Consider the following 13,975-nt stretch of genomic DNA (forward strand, 5'->3'; position numbering starts at 1 on the left):
TCATGCCCGGCGGCGTTCCATGAGCCCAACCCTCTGCCCGGCCCGGGGATTCCCTCCTACGTTTCCGGGCATGACGAACGACACCGCCCTCACCGTCCACCAGACCGCCCGCCCGCACGGCTTCCCCACCCCCGACCACTTCGCGTTCGTGGAGTCGGCGGTTCCGCGGCCCGCGCCCGGAACGGCCCTGGTGGAGAACCTGTACTGGTCCGTGGACCCGTACCACCGCGAGCTGATGGACGACGTGCCCGGCGGGAACGCGCTGCACACACCCCTGGAGGGGCGGGCGGTCGGGCGGGTCGTGGAGTCGCGCCGACCCGGCCTGAAGGAGGGCGAGTTGGTGTTCCACCGGCAGGGCTGGCGCACGCACGCCGTGGTCACGCCGGACGAGGTCCGCCGGCTGCCGCACCTCGACGGGGTGCCGCTCTCGGCCCACCTCGGCATCCTCGGCGGCACGGGCCTGACCGCGTACGTGGGCCTGACCCGGATCGCGCGCCTGCAGGAGGGCGAGGACCTGTTCGTCTCGGCCGCGGCGGGCGGCGTCGGCACGGCCACGGCACGCCTCGCGCGGCTGCTCGGCGCGGGCCGGATCGTGGGCAGCGCGGGCTCGGCGGCGAAGGTCGCCCACCTCACCTCGGAGGTCGGGTACGACGCGGCCTTCGACTACCACGACGGGCCCGTCGCCGAGCAGTTGGCGAAGGCGGCGCCGGACGGCTTCGACGTGTTCGTCGACAACGTCGGCGGCGAGCACCTGGGCGCGGGGATAGCGGGGCTGCGGGAGTACGGCCGGGTGGTGCGGGTCGGCACGGTCAGCCAGTACAACGACCCGGCGGCGCCGCCCGTCCGGTTCAACCACGCCGACGTCGTGGAGAAGTCGCTCCGCCTGGAGGGCTTCCTGGTCCGCGACCACCGGGACGCGCAGGACGAGTTGTACGCGTTCGTCGTACCGCATCTGCAGAGCGGGCGGGTCGGCCTGGACGAGACGGTGACGGTGGGGTTCGAGTCGATCGTGGGGGCGTTCCTGGGGATGCTGCGGGGGGCGAACGTCGGCAAGACCATCGTGCGGGCGGCGCACGCGAGTTGAGGCCGCGCCGACGGCCCCCGGGGAACGGTGTACGCGGCCGAGGACCGCCTGGTCCGGTGCCGTGCCGGGCGGCAGACTCGCCGTATGACCGAGACTGCTGACGCCTGGGCCCCGGCCCACGGAGAGCCCTACCGGCCCGTCCCCTACCGCCCGGCGCGGATGCCGCGCGCCGAGTCGCTCACCCGCGCCGCCGAACTGCGCGCCCGGATGCAACAGCGGCGCACGGTACGGCAGTTCGCGCCCGACCCGGTGCCCGAGCAGGTCGTGCGGGACGCGGTGGCGTGCGCGTCGACCGCGCCGTCCGGGGCGCATCAGCAGCCGTGGACGTTCGTGCTCGTCCGCGACCCCGAGGTGCGCCGGCGGATCCGTGAGGCCGCCGAGCACGAGGAGCGGATCAGCTACGACGGGCGGCTCGGCGAGGAGTGGCTGGCCGCCCTCCGGCCGCTCGGCACGGACGAGGTGAAGGCCCATCTGACCGACGCCCCGGCCCTGTTGGTGGTGTTCCAACAGCGCTACTGGCTCGGCGAGGACGGCACCAAGCACAAGCACTACTACGTCGACGAGTCGGTCGGCATCGCCGTCGGCATGCTGCTGTCCGCGCTGCATCTGTCGGGGCTCGCGGCGCTCGTGCACACGCCGAGCCCGATGCGGTTCCTGTCCCAGGTCCTGAACCGGCCGGAGAACGAGAAGGCGTTCGCGGTGATCCCGGTCGGTTATCCGGCCCCCGACTGCCAGGTCCCGGACCTGGTGCGGAAGTCCCTCGACCAGGTGCTCGTCGAGGTCTGAGGCCTAGGTCCTGGCCGCGCGCTGTTTTCTTCCCCTACCCGCCCCTTCCCGAAAGTCCTGCGAACGCCGGAGGGGCTGGATTGTGCCCCGACAGGGGCGCGGGGAACTGCGCGACCAGCCACGACGGCGCGGCAGACGCACATAAGCGCCGCAGGCTTTCGGGAAGGGGCGGGGTGGGGAAGAAACACCGCCCCCGTCCGGCGAACGGGCCGTACGGGGGCGGGTGTTCAGGTGGCCCTGAGGCCGGGTGGGGGTCAGCCCATGTGCGGGTAGCCGTACTCGGTCGGCGGGACCAGGGACTCCTTGATGGCGCGGGTCAGCGTCCAGCGCATCAGGTTCTGCGGCGCGCCGGCCTTGTCGTTGGTGCCGGAGGCACGGCCGCCGCCGAAGGGCTGCTGGCCGACGACGGCGCCGGTCGACTTGTCGTTGATGTAGAAGTTGCCCGCGGCGAAGCGGAGCTTCTCCATCGCGTCGGCCGCGGCCGCACGGTCACCGGCGATGATCGAGCCGGTCAGGGCGTACGCCGAGACGGACTCCATCTGCGCCAGCATCTCCTCGTACTTCTCGTCCTCGTAGACGTACACCGCGAGGATCGGGCCGAAGTACTCGTCCTTGAAGACCTCGTTCTCCGGGTCGGTGCACTCGATGACGGTCGGGCGGACGAAGTAGCCCTCCGAGTCGTCGTAGGTGCCGCCCGCGATGATCGTGCAGGACGGGTCGGCCTTGGCGCGGTCGATCGCGGCCTTGTTCTTCGCGAAGGAGCGGTCGTCGATGACGGCGCCGATGAAGTTCGACAGGTCGGTGACGTCACCCATCTTGATGCCGTCGACCTCGGCCGCGAACTGCTCCTTGAAGCCGTTGTTCCAGATCGAGGCGGGGACGTACGCACGCGACGAGGCGGAGCACTTCTGGCCCTGGAACTCGAAGGAGCCGCGGGTCAGCGCCGTCTTGAGGACCGCCGGGTCGGCCGACGGGTGGGCGACGACGAAGTCCTTGCCGCCGGTCTCGCCGACGATGCGCGGGTACGACTTGTACTTCTCGATGTTGTTGCCGACCGTCTTCCACAGGTGCTGGAAGGTCTTGGTCGAGCCGGTGAAGTGGATGCCGGCGAGCTCCGGGTGCTCCAGGGCGACCTCGGAGACCGCGAGGCCGTCGCCGGTGACCAGGTTGATGACGCCCTTCGGCAGCCCGGCCTCCTCCAGGAGCTGCATGAGCAGCACGGCGGCGTGGGTCTGCGTCGGGGACGGCTTCCACACGACGACGTTGCCCATGAGGGCGGGCGCGGTCGGCAGGTTGCCCGCGATGGCCGTGAAGTTGAACGGCGTGATCGCGTACACGAAGCCCTCGAGCGGGCGGTGGTCCAGGCGGTTCCAGACGCCCGGCGCGTTGGCCGGGGGCTGCTCGGCGAGGATCTGGCGGGCGTACGAGACGTTGAAGCGCCAGAAGTCGATGAGCTCGCAGGGGGTGTCGATCTCGGCCTGCTGGGCGGTCTTCGACTGGCCGAGCATCGTCGAGGCGGCCATGGTCTCGCGCCACGGGCCGGAGAGCAGCTCGGCGGCGCGCAGGATGATCGCGGCGCGGTCGTCGAAGGACATCGCGCGCCAGGCCGGGGCGGCGGCGAGGGCGGCGTCGATGGCGTCCTGCGCGTCCTGGGTGGTGGCGTTGCGGGCGGTGCCGAGCACCTTCTGGTGGTTGTGCGGCTGGACGACCTGGAAGGACTCGCCGCCGCCCATGCGACGCTCACCGCCGATGAAACAGGGCAGGTCGATCGGGTTCTCGGCCAGCTCCTTGAGCTTGGTCTCGAGGCGGGTGCGCTCGGGCGAGCCGGGGGCGTAGCCGTGCACCGGCTCGTTGACGGGAGTGGGGACCTGGGTCACAGCGTCCATGAGTTCCTGAACTCCTTTGGTGAGGGGTGTCGTATCTGCCGGGGTGGGGCTCAGCCCTTGGTGAGGATGGAGCGGCCGAAGAAGAGGAGGTTCGCCGGCTTCTCCGCGAGGCGCCGCATGAAGTAGCCGTACCAGTCGGTGCCGTACGCGGTGTAGACCCGCATGCGGTGTCCTTCGGCGGCGAGCCGGACGTGCTCCTCGCTGCGGATGCCGTACAGCATCTGGAACTCGTACTCGTCCAGCTTGCGGCCGGCGCGGCGGGCGAGTTCCTGGCTGATGGCGATGAGGCGCGGGTCGTGGGACCCGATCATCGGGTAGCCCTCGCCGTCCATGAGGATCTTCAGGATGCGGACGTACGCCTTGTCGATCTCGGCCTTGTCCTGGTACGCGACCTCGGCCGGCTCCTTGTAGGCGCCCTTCACGATCCGGACGCGGCTGCCGTTCTCGGCGAGGCGGCGGGCGTCGTCCTCGGTGCGGAACAGGTAGGCCTGGATGACGCAGCCGGTCTGCGGGAAGTCCTTCCGCAGCTCCTCGTGGATGGCGAACATCGAGTCGAGGGTGGTGTGGTCCTCCGCGTCCAGGGTGACCGTGGTGCCGATCGCGGCGGCGGCCTCGACGACCGGGCGGACGTTGGCGAGGGCCAGCTCGTGGCCGCCCTCCAGCGCCTGGCCGAACATCGACAGCTTCACGGACATCTCGGCCTTGGTGCCGAGGCCGAGGCCCTTGAGGTGCTCGATCAGCTCCAGGTACGCGTCCCGCGCGGCGGCGGCCTGCTCGGGCGTGGTGATGTCCTCGCCGACGACGTCCAGGGTCACTTCGAGGCCCTTGGCGACGGCGTCCTGCACGACCGGCACGACCTGGTCGACGGTCTCGCCGGGGATGAACCGCTCGACGACCTGCTTGGTGCCCGGCGCGGCCGACACGAAGCGGCGCATCTTGTCGCTGCGCGACGCGGCGAGAATCACGGGAGCCAGCACGGGGCACCTCCAGAAATGATGTGAAGGGGTCCGAACCCGAACGATCGGGGATCGACAGGGATCGGCACGGAGAACCACCGTGAAACCTAAGGTTCGCTCCGATCCTGAACCATCGACAGGTGTCACGCATCCGTGCCCTGCATCTCAGACATCTGTATGGGACACCTCTTCGGGTGCCGCACAATGGCCCCGTGAAGGGCGATTACCAGGACCTGGTCGACGAGATCTCCGCACTGCTCGGCGCCCCGGCCACCTTGGAGAACCGGGACTTCGAGCTGATCGCGTTCGGCGCGCAGGACAGCGACGGCATGGACGAGCTGGACCTCGACCCGGTGCGTACGCGGTCGATCCTGACCCGGAAGTCCACGGCGGCGGTGCGGGCCTGGTTCGAGGGCTTCGGCATCACCCGCGCGGAGGGCCCGGTGCGCATCCCGGCGGCCCCGGACGCGGGCGTGCTGCGGGCCCGCATCTGCCTCCCGGTACGCCACCGGGGCGTGGTCCACGGGTATGTGTGGCTGCTCGACTCCGAGCCGGGCCCGACCGCCGCCCAGCTGGACGCGGCCCTCCAGGTGACGGAACGGATCGGGGTGCTGCTCGCGGCGGAGGCCTCGGCGGGCGACGACGTGGCCCGCGAGCTGCGCGCCCTGCTCACCGCACCGGCAGGCTGGCAGCGCGAGGCGGCGACGACGGCGCTGCGGGACGCGCTCGGCGCCGCGGCCGACGAGCTGCACGCCCTGGTGTGCGTGGCGCCGTGGCCCGCGTCGGCGTCGCCGGGTGCGCGGCGCGCGCCGGGCACGGTCGCGGTGTGCACGGTGCCGGGCGCGCCGGGGGCGACGGCCGGGGCGCCGCCCGCGCCGCAGACCCTGGCGGCGCTCGTGCGGCTGCGCTCGGCGGAGGTGCTCGGCCCGGCCCGTACGGTGGCGGGCCGGCTCGTGGACGCGGTGGGCGGTGCGGGCACGGCGGGGATCGCGGTGCCGCGGCCCGGCCTCGCGGAGCTGCCGGCCGCCTGGCGGGAGGCCTCGGCGGCGGCCCGGGCGGCGGCGGCCCGGCGGGCGGCGGCGACGAGCGGCGGCCCGGGCGGTACGGCGGTCGGGGCCGAACGGGTCGCGGAGTGGGCCGAGTTGGGCCCGTACCGGCTGTTGACCGCGCTGCCGGTGGAGGCCGCGCACGACCCGGTGGTGGAGCGGCTGCTGGCGCGGCCCGAACTGGCCCGCACCGCCGAGGTGTTCCTCGACCAGGCGGGCCAGGCGGGGCGTACGGCGACGGCGCTCGGCATCCACCGGCAGACGCTCTACTACCGCCTGTCGCGCGTGGAGCAGCTCACCGGGCTCGACCTGGACGGCGGCGAGGACCGGCTGCTGCTGCACATGGCGCTCAAGGCGTCCCGCCTCTGAGGCGAGCGGTCGGCCCCTCGCCCCGGTGACGGCCTTCGGCCCTCGCCCCGGTGACAGCCTTCGGTCCTGCGTCCGGTGACAGCCTTCAGCCCTGCGTCCCGGTGACGGCCTCCGCCAACTCCCGGAGTCCCTCGGCGAGTTGGTCGGCCGTCGGCGAGAAGCCGGGGTCGAAGGTGTGCTGGGAGACCAGGCCGAGGACGAGGACCGAGAAGAACTTGCCGAGGGTGTCCACGCTCGGGTCGCCGTCGGCCGGCTCCTCCCCCATCACCATGCCGATGAACCCGCTCCCGGCCCGCCGCTGCGCGGCCGACACGTACTCCCGCACGGCCGGCAGCTTGTCGCCCATCGCCACGAGTTCGACGCTCAGGTGCCAGATGGAGTCGGGCTTGCCGAGGCTGTCGGTGATCCCCGCCATCACGGCCCGGAACCGCTCCAACGAGCCCGGCGCGCCCGGGAGTTCATCGGGTTCGCCCCACTCCTCGGAGGCGTGCTCGGCCAGGTCGACGTAGGCCTGCGCGAGCAGGGCGTCCTTCGAGCCGTAGTGGTAGCCGATGGACGCGAGGTTGGTCCCCGACTCCTTGACGATGTCGCGCGCGGTCGTGCGCACGAAGCCCTTTTCCAGGAGGCAGCGCTTGGCGCCCTCCAGCAGATCCTCGCGATGTCCCATGCGCCCACCTTATACGGAAGTTCTAGACGCACGTATTACACAGCCGTTCTAGACAACCGTTTAATACGCGCGTACATTCACCGGCATGACGACGAACCCGACGAGCAAGACCCTCGCCGCGTCCCCGCCTCCGTCCCCGTCCGGCCGGGCGGGGCGCAAGGAGTGGACCGCGCTCTGCGTGCTGATGCTGCCGCTGCTCCTGGTCTCCATGGACGTCTCGGTGCTCTACTTCGCGGTCCCGGCGATCAACGCGGACCTCGCCCCGAGCAGCACCCAGCAGCTGTGGATCTTCGACATCTACGGCTTCGTGCTCGCCGGGCTGCTGCTCACCATGGGCGCGCTCGGCGACCGGATCGGCCGGCGGCGCCTGCTGCTGTTCGGGGCGGCCGCCTTCGGCGCGGCCTCGCTCGCCGCCGCGTACGCGCAGAGCGCCGAGATGCTGATCGCGGCCCGCGCGGTGCTCGGCATCGGCGGGGCCACGCTGATGCCGTCGACGATGGCGCTGGTCCGCAGCATGTTCACGGACGCGGGCCAGCGCGCGAAGGCCATCGGCATCTGGTCGGCCGTGATGACCGGCGGCGTCGCCCTCGGCTCGGTGCTCAGCGGCGTCCTCGTCGAGCACTTCTGGTGGGGTTCGGTCTTCCTGGTGAACCTGCCGGCGATGCTGCTACTGCTCGCCCTCGCCCCGGCGCTCATCCCCGAGTCCCGGTCCGAAGCCCCGGGCGGATTCGACCTGTTGAGCGTGCCGCTGTCGATGGCCGCGGTGCTTCCGCTCGTCTACGGCGTCAAGGAGACCGCCGCCGAGGGCGTCGGGACGTCGTACGTGATCGCCGTCGCCGTCGGCCTGTGCTTCGCCGCGCTGTTCGTGCACCGGCAGCGCACGACCGCGTCCCCGATGGTCTCCCCCGAGCTGTTCCGCGGCCGGGGCTTCGGCTCGGGCGCGGCCCTGAACCTCGTCGCGGCCTTCGGGATGATGGGCTCGGCGTACTTCACCACGCAGTACCTGCAGTCGGTCCTCGGCAAGAGCGCGATCGAGGCCGCGCTGTGGGCGCTGCTGCCCTCGGTCCTGATCGGTTTCGCCGCGCCGGCGGCCACGGCCCTGGTGCAGCGCGGGGTACGGCGCGCGCACGTCGTCGCGGGCGGCTTCGGCACGGCCGCGGTCGGGTACGGGCTGCTCGTGCCGGTCGGCGCCGACTCGCTGTGGCTGGTCCTGGCGGGATGCGGGGTGCTGGCCGCGGGCATCGTCACCGTGATGTCGCAGCTCACCGATCTGGCGTTGAGCGCCGTACCGGTGGGGCGTGCCGGTTCCGCCTCCTCACTTCTGGAGACGGGCCAGGAGTTCGGCGGCGCCCTGGGCATGGCCCTGCTCGGCTCGATCGGTACGGCGGTCTACCGCACCCAGCTGCCGTCGTCCGCACCGGACCAGGCCCGGGAGACGTTGGGCGGCGCGCTGGCGCTGGCCCACGGGGAGGGCGGCGCCGCCCTCGCCCGCGCGGCCCGGGAGGCGTTCACGTCCGGCATGCAGGTCGCCGCGCTGGCGGGGGCGGTGGTGCTGGCCGGGGCGGCGGTGGTGTCGGCGCGGGCGCTGCGGGCCCCGAAAGGGGCGCGGGGAACTGCGCGACCGGCCACGACGGCGCGGTAGACGAACGAACAGCGCCGCAGGCTCTCGGGAAGGGGCGGGCAGGGGAACACAAAGCGGGGCCCGGGGCACGCAACCGCACCCTGGACCCCGCCCAACTTCCGTACTACTCCGCCAGGTTGACCGAGCGGGCCGACGTCGCGCCGATCTCCGCCGCCAGCTCCGTCAGGACCTGCGCCGGAACCGTGTCGTCGACGGTGAGGACCGCGAGCGCCTCGCCCCCGGCCGCCGCACGCGACACCTGCATGCCGGCGATGTTCAGGCCGCCCTCGCCGAGGACCCGGCCGACCGTGCCGACGACGCCGGGGCGGTCCGCGTACCGCAGCACGACCATGTGGTCGGCGAGCGCCAGGTCGATGTCGTGCTCGCCGATCGCGACGATCTTCTGCAGGTGCTTGGGCCCGGCGAGCGTGCCGGACACCGCGACCTCCTCGCCGCCGGAGAGCGTGCCGCGCACCGTGACGACGTTGCGGTGGTCGGGCGACTCGGACGTGGTCGTCAGCCGCACCTCGACGCCGCGCTCCTGCGCGAACAGCGGGGCGTTCACGTACGACACCGTCTCGTCGACGACGTCCTCGAACACGCCCTTGAGCGCGGAGAGTTCGAGCACCTTCACGTCGTGCTGGGTGATCTCGCCGCAGACCTCGACGTCCAGGCGGACGGCCACCTCGCCGGCGAGCGAGGTGAAGATCCGGCCGAGCTTCTCGGCGAGCGGCAGGCCGGGGCGGACGTCCTCGGCGATGACACCGCCCTGGACGTTGACCGCGTCCGGCACGAGCTCACCGGCGAGGGCGAGGCGCACCGACTTGGCGACGGCGATGCCCGCCTTCTCCTGCGCCTCGTCGGTGGACGCGCCGAGGTGCGGGGTGCAGACCACCTGGTCGAACTCGAACAGCGGCGAGTCGGTGCAGGGCTCCTTGGCGTACACGTCCAGGCCGGCGCCGGCGACGCGGCCCTCCTTCAGCGCCGAGTACAGCGCCTCCTCGTCGACGATGCCGCCGCGCGCGGCGTTGACGATGCGGACGCTCGGCTTGACCTTGTGCAGCGCCTCGTCCCCGATGAGGCCGAGGGTCTCCGGGGTCTTGGGCAGGTGCACGGTGATGAAGTCGGAGACCTCGAGCAGCTCGTCGAGCGAGAGCAGCTTGACGCCCATCTGCGCGGCCCGCGCGGGCTGGACGTACGGGTCGTACGCCACGACCTTCATGCCGAAGGCCGACATGCGCTGGGCGACCAGGACGCCGATGCGGCCGAGGCCGACGACGCCGAGGGTCTTCTCCGCGAGCTCCACGCCCGTGTACTTGGACCGCTTCCACTCGCCGTTCTTCAGCGCGGTGTTGGCCTGCGGGATGTTCCGCGCGGTGGCGACGAGGAGGCCGCAGGCGAGCTCGGCGGCGGTGACGATGTTGGACGTCGGGGCGTTGACGACCATCACGCCGGCCTTGGTGGCGGCGGAGACGTCGACGTTGTCCAGGCCGACTCCGGCGCGGGCGACGACCTTGAGCTTGCCGGCGGCGGCGATGGCCTCGGCGTCCACCTTGGTGGCGGAGCGGACCAGGATCGCGTCGACATCGGCGATCGCGGGGATCAGCTCGGCGCGGTCGGCGCCGTTGCAGTGCCGGATCTCGAAGTCCGGACCCAGCGCGTCCACGGTCGCGGGCGACAGCTCTTCGGCGATGAGTACGACGGGTTTGGCGGGGTTCGAGCTCACGTGTGTCCTCACAAGTCCAGTGCGGACGGCCGTCCCGACGGCCGCAGGCGGTGGAGGGGGGAAGCGGCGCCGGGGAGCGCACCCTCCCGGTGTCGCGGAGCCGCGTGGAAGACGCACGACGCTGTGGGCCTGACGCGTATGTAGTACGGCAGTGTAGTGCCGCTGCGGAGGGCGTCTTACGCCTCTGCGGAAGGATCACCCGTCCGTGTGGGACGGGGTGGACAACGGGGCCGGACCCGAAGGTCCGGCCCCGTGCCGCTGAGGCTTACGCCTCCTCGTTCACCCAGCTCATGAGCTTGCGCAGCTCCTTGCCGGTGGTCTCCAGGAGGTGGTTCTCGTCCTGGGACTTGTACTCGTTGTACTTCTTCAGGCCGCCGTGGTACTCGTCCATCCAGTTCTTGGCGAACGTGCCGTCCTGGATCTCCGCGAGGACCTTCTTCATCTCGGCCTTGGTGGCGTCGGTGATGATCCGCGGGCCGGTGACGTAGTCGCCCCACTCGGCGGTCTCGGAGATGGACCAGCGCATCTTCTCCAGGCCGCCCTCGTACATGAGGTCCACGATGAGCTTCAGCTCGTGCAGGCACTCGAAGTACGCGATCTCCGGCTGGTAGCCGGCCTCGGTCAGGGTCTCGAAACCGGCCTTGACCAGCGCCGCCGTACCACCGCAGAGGACGGCCTGCTCGCCGAACAGGTCGGTCTCGGTCTCCTCGGTGAAGGTCGTCTTGATGACGCCGGCGCGGGTGCCGCCGATGCCCTTCGCGTACGACAGGGCCAGGGCGAAGGCGTTGCCCGAGGCGTCCTGCTCGACGGCCGCGATGCACGGGACGCCGCGGCCCTCCTCGTACTGGCGGCGGACCAGGTGGCCCGGGCCCTTCGGGGCGACCATGCAGACGTCGACGCCAGCCGGGGGCTTGATGAAGCCGTAGCGGATGTTGAGGCCGTGGCCGAAGAACAGCGCGTCGCCGTCCTTCAGGTTGGGGGCGATGTGCTCCTCGTAGACCTGGGCCTGGATCGGGTCCGGGACCAGGATCATGATGACGTCGGCCTCGGCGGCGGCCTCGGACGGGGTCACCACGCGCAGGCCCTGCTCCTCGGCCTTGGCCTTGGACTTGGAGCCCTCGTGCAGGCCGACGCGGACGTCGACGCCCGAGTCGCGCAGCGACAGCGCGTGGGCGTGGCCCTGGCTGCCGTAGCCGATGACCGCGACCTTGCGGCCCTGGATGATGGACAGGTCGGCGTCGTCGTCGTAGAACAGCTCGGCCACTGGGGTTCTCCTTGGTGTGCTGGTTGTGCGACCCACCGTACGGCGGGCGTGGGTTGGATGGTCGGCGGGTCTCGGTATCCGAGAGGGCGCGGCGGTGCGCGCCGGGGCTCAGGCGGAGCGGTCGAGCGCGCGCAGCGAGCGGTCCGTGATGGAGCGCGAGCCGCGGCCGATGGCGATCGTGCCGGACTGGACGAGTTCCTTGATGCCGTACGGCTCCAGCATCTTGAGCATCGCCTCCAGCTTGTCGCTGGATCCGGTGGCCTCGATGGTGACGGCCTCGGGCGAGACGTCCACGGTCTTGGCGCGGAACAGCTGGACGATCTCGACGATCTGCGAGCGGGTCTCGTTGTCGGCGCGGACCTTGGCGAGGACCAGCTCGCGCTGGACGGCCTGGCCGGGCTCGAGCTCCACGATCTTCAGGACGTTGACGAGCTTGTTCAGCTGCTTCGTGACCTGTTCGAGGGGAAGGTCCTCGACGTTGACCACGATGGTGATGCGGGAGATGTCGGGGTGCTCGGTGACGCCGACGGCGAGCGAGTCGATGTTGAAGCCGCGGCGCGAGAACAGGGCGGCGATCCGGGCCAGGATGCCAGGGGTGTTCTCGACGAGAACGGAGAGCGTGTGCTTGGACATGGTGTCTGTTCCTTCGTCTCTCTCGGTTCTCAGTCGTCGGCCATGTCGCCGAAGTCGGGGCGGACGCCCCGGGCGGCCATGACCTCGTCGTTGGAGGTGCCGGCGGCGACCATCGGCCACACCTGGGCGTCCTCGTGGACGATGAAGTCGACGACGACCGGGCGGTCGTTGATGGCGTTGGCCTCCGCGATGACCTTGTCGAGGTCGTTCGGGTCCTCGCAGCGCAGCGCGACACAGCCCATGGCCTCGGACAGCTTCACGAAGTCCGGGACGCGGGTGCCCTTGCGGGCGGAGGTGCTGGCGCCGACCTGGGAGCCGGTGTTCTCGTGGCCGGTGTCGTCGGCGTGCAGGACGGTGTTGGAGTACCGGCCGTCGTAGAACAGGTTCTGCCACTGGCGGACCATGCCCAGGGCGCCGTTGTTGATGACGGCGACCTTGATCGGGATGTTGTTCAGGGCGCAGGTGGTCAGTTCCTGGTTGGTCATCTGGAAGCAGCCGTCGCCGTCGATCGCCCAGACCGGGGCCTCGGGCCGTCCGGCCTTGGCGCCCATGGCGGCGGGGACCGCGTAGCCCATGGTTCCGGCGCCGCCGGAGTTGAGCCAGGTCGCGGGCTTCTCGTAGTCGATGAAGTGCGCGGCCCACATCTGGTGCTGGCCGACGCCGGCGGCGAACACCGTGCCCTCCGGGGCGAGTTGGCCGATCCGCTGGATGACCTGCTGCGGGGCGAGGCTGCCGTCCTCGGGCAGGTCGTAGCTGAGCGGGTAGGTCTCGCGCCACTTGTTCAGCAGCTCCCACCAGGCGGCGTACCCGTCCCGGGCGGCCTCGCCGGCGTTGCCGTCGGCGGTCTCGGCCTGGACGGCCTGCACCAGGTCGGCGATGACCTCGCGGGCGTCGCCGACGATCGGCACGTCGGCGGCGCGGTTCTTGCCGATCTCCGCGGGGTCGATGTCGGCGTGCACGACCTTCGCGTACGGGGCGAAGGAGTCGAGCTTGCCGGTGACGCGGTCGTCGAAGCGGGCTCCGAGGGCGACGATCAGGTCGGCCTTCTGCAGCGCGGTGACGGCGGTGACCGCACCGTGCATGCCCGGCATTCCCACGTGCAGCGGGTGGCTGTCGGGGAACGCGCCGAGCGCCATCAGTGTGGTGGTGACGGGCGCCCGGGTGAGTTCGGCGAGGACCTTCAGCTCGGCGGTGGCGTGCGCCTTGAGCACTCCGCCGCCGACGTAGAGGACGGGCCGCTTGGCCTGGGTGATGAGCTTGGCCGCCTCGCGGATCTGCTTGGCGTGCGGCTTGGTCACCGGCCGGTAGCCCGGAAGGTCGGTCTGCGGCGGCCAGTTGAAGGTGGTCGTGGCCTGCAGCGCGTCCTTGGCGATGTCCACCAGGACCGGGCCCGGACGGCCGGTGGAGGCGATGTGGAAGGCCTCCGCGATCGTCTTCGGGATGTCCTCGGCCTTGGTGACGAGGAAGTTGTGCTTGGTGATCGGCATGGTGATGCCGACGATGTCCGCCTCCTGGAAGGCGTCCGTGCCGATGGCCTTGGAGGCGACCTGGCCGGTGATCGCGACGAGCGGCACGGAGTCCATGTGCGCGTCGGCGATCGGCGTGACGAGGTTGGTGGCGCCGGGGCCCGAAGTCGCCATGCAGACACCGACCTTGCCGGTGGCCTGCGCGTAGCCGGTGGCCGCGTGGCCGGCGCCCTGCTCGTGCCGGACCAGGATGTGACGGACCTTGGTGGAGTCCATCAGCGGGTCGTACGCCGGCATGATCGCGCCGCCCGGGATGCCGAATACCGTCTCGGCCCCGACTTCCTCGAGAGAACGAATGAGGGACTGCGCGCCCGTCAGCTTCTCGGCGGGGGCGGTCTGCTGTCCAGAGGGTCGGGGCCGCGGCTGCGGATGGGACCCGGTGGCCTGCTCGGTCATCGGCTTCTCTTCTCG

General features: G+C 71.3%; 11 protein-coding genes. 4 read left to right on the forward strand and 7 right to left on the reverse strand.

Going from position 1 to position 13,975, the window contains the following annotated elements:
* Positions 1 to 70: 70 nt before the first annotated feature.
* Positions 71 to 1,084, forward strand: coding sequence for an NADP-dependent oxidoreductase (locus ACIDOF_RS00485; RefSeq protein WP_409003559.1), 1,014 nt, complete (start codon positions 71 to 73; stop codon positions 1,082 to 1,084).
* Between the two features lie 84 nt (positions 1,085 to 1,168).
* Complete coding sequence (locus ACIDOF_RS00490) at positions 1,169 to 1,870, forward strand: nitroreductase family protein (RefSeq protein ID WP_409003560.1); 702 nt, start codon at positions 1,169 to 1,171, stop codon at positions 1,868 to 1,870.
* Between the two features lie 254 nt (positions 1,871 to 2,124).
* On the opposite strand, the gene pruA is transcribed toward ACIDOF_RS00490, so the two are convergent.
* Complete coding sequence (gene pruA / locus ACIDOF_RS00495; protein WP_409003561.1) at positions 2,125 to 3,756, reverse strand: L-glutamate gamma-semialdehyde dehydrogenase; 1,632 nt, start codon at positions 3,754 to 3,756, stop codon at positions 2,125 to 2,127.
* Between the two features lie 50 nt (positions 3,757 to 3,806).
* Positions 3,807 to 4,733, reverse strand: a complete 927-nt coding sequence (locus tag ACIDOF_RS00500; RefSeq protein WP_409003562.1) for a proline dehydrogenase family protein — start codon at positions 4,731 to 4,733, stop codon at positions 3,807 to 3,809.
* Positions 4,734 to 4,924: 191 nt separating this feature from the next.
* Between ACIDOF_RS00500 and ACIDOF_RS00505 the strand changes: the two genes are divergently transcribed.
* Entirely contained in the window at positions 4,925 to 6,127 is a 1,203-nt protein-coding gene (locus tag ACIDOF_RS00505; protein WP_409003563.1) for a PucR family transcriptional regulator, read from the forward strand.
* A gap of 85 nt (positions 6,128 to 6,212) precedes the next feature.
* Here the strand turns inward: ACIDOF_RS00505 and ACIDOF_RS00510 are convergent, their stop codons facing one another.
* The gene (locus tag ACIDOF_RS00510; RefSeq protein WP_409003564.1) at positions 6,213 to 6,794 is read right to left on the reverse strand and encodes a TetR/AcrR family transcriptional regulator; all 582 of its coding nucleotides are present in this window, start codon (positions 6,792 to 6,794) and stop codon (positions 6,213 to 6,215) included.
* An 85-nt stretch (positions 6,795 to 6,879) separates the two neighbouring features.
* On the opposite strand from ACIDOF_RS00510, the gene ACIDOF_RS00515 reads away from it, so the two are divergent.
* On the forward strand, positions 6,880 to 8,436 hold the full coding sequence (locus ACIDOF_RS00515) for an MFS transporter (RefSeq protein ID WP_409003565.1): 1,557 nt from the start codon (positions 6,880 to 6,882) through the stop codon (positions 8,434 to 8,436).
* 103 nt (positions 8,437 to 8,539) lie between these two features.
* Here the strand turns inward: ACIDOF_RS00515 and serA are convergent, their stop codons facing one another.
* The 4 genes from serA to ACIDOF_RS00535 form a co-directional block, all read right to left on the reverse strand.
* Complete coding sequence (serA, locus tag ACIDOF_RS00520; RefSeq protein WP_409003566.1) at positions 8,540 to 10,141, reverse strand: phosphoglycerate dehydrogenase; 1,602 nt, start codon at positions 10,139 to 10,141, stop codon at positions 8,540 to 8,542.
* Between the two features lie 265 nt (positions 10,142 to 10,406).
* Positions 10,407 to 11,405: a ketol-acid reductoisomerase gene (gene ilvC, locus ACIDOF_RS00525; protein WP_409003567.1), complete on the reverse strand. Its 999-nt coding sequence runs from the start codon at positions 11,403 to 11,405 to the stop codon at positions 10,407 to 10,409.
* A 108-nt stretch (positions 11,406 to 11,513) separates the two neighbouring features.
* Positions 11,514 to 12,038 carry an acetolactate synthase small subunit gene (gene ilvN, locus ACIDOF_RS00530; RefSeq protein WP_409003568.1) on the reverse strand — a complete coding sequence of 175 codons (525 nt, stop codon included), beginning with the start codon at positions 12,036 to 12,038 and terminating at the stop codon, positions 11,514 to 11,516.
* Between the two features lie 29 nt (positions 12,039 to 12,067).
* On the reverse strand, positions 12,068 to 13,960 hold the full coding sequence (locus ACIDOF_RS00535; protein ID WP_409003569.1) for an acetolactate synthase large subunit: 1,893 nt from the start codon (positions 13,958 to 13,960) through the stop codon (positions 12,068 to 12,070).
* Positions 13,961 to 13,975: the final 15 nt, after the last annotated feature.

This window comes from Streptomyces sp. Da 82-17, from assembly GCF_046098215.1.
GTDB lineage: Bacteria > Actinomycetota > Actinomycetes > Streptomycetales > Streptomycetaceae > Streptomyces.

Coding starts and splice junctions, on each gene's coding strand:
- ilvN (WP_409003568.1), bottom strand. CDS start 12,038: ATGTCCAAGCACACGCTCTCCGTTCTCGTCGAGAACACCCCTGGCATC.
- ACIDOF_RS00515 (WP_409003565.1), top strand. CDS start 6,880: ATGACGACGAACCCGACGAGCAAGACCCTCGCCGCGTCCCCGCCTCCG.
- ACIDOF_RS00490 (WP_409003560.1), top strand. CDS start 1,169: ATGACCGAGACTGCTGACGCCTGGGCCCCGGCCCACGGAGAGCCCTAC.
- ACIDOF_RS00535 (WP_409003569.1), bottom strand. CDS start 13,960: ATGACCGAGCAGGCCACCGGGTCCCATCCGCAGCCGCGGCCCCGACCC.
- ACIDOF_RS00510 (WP_409003564.1), bottom strand. CDS start 6,794: ATGGGACATCGCGAGGATCTGCTGGAGGGCGCCAAGCGCTGCCTCCTG.
- ACIDOF_RS00485 (WP_409003559.1), top strand. CDS start 71: ATGACGAACGACACCGCCCTCACCGTCCACCAGACCGCCCGCCCGCAC.
- pruA (WP_409003561.1), bottom strand. CDS start 3,756: ATGGACGCTGTGACCCAGGTCCCCACTCCCGTCAACGAGCCGGTGCAC.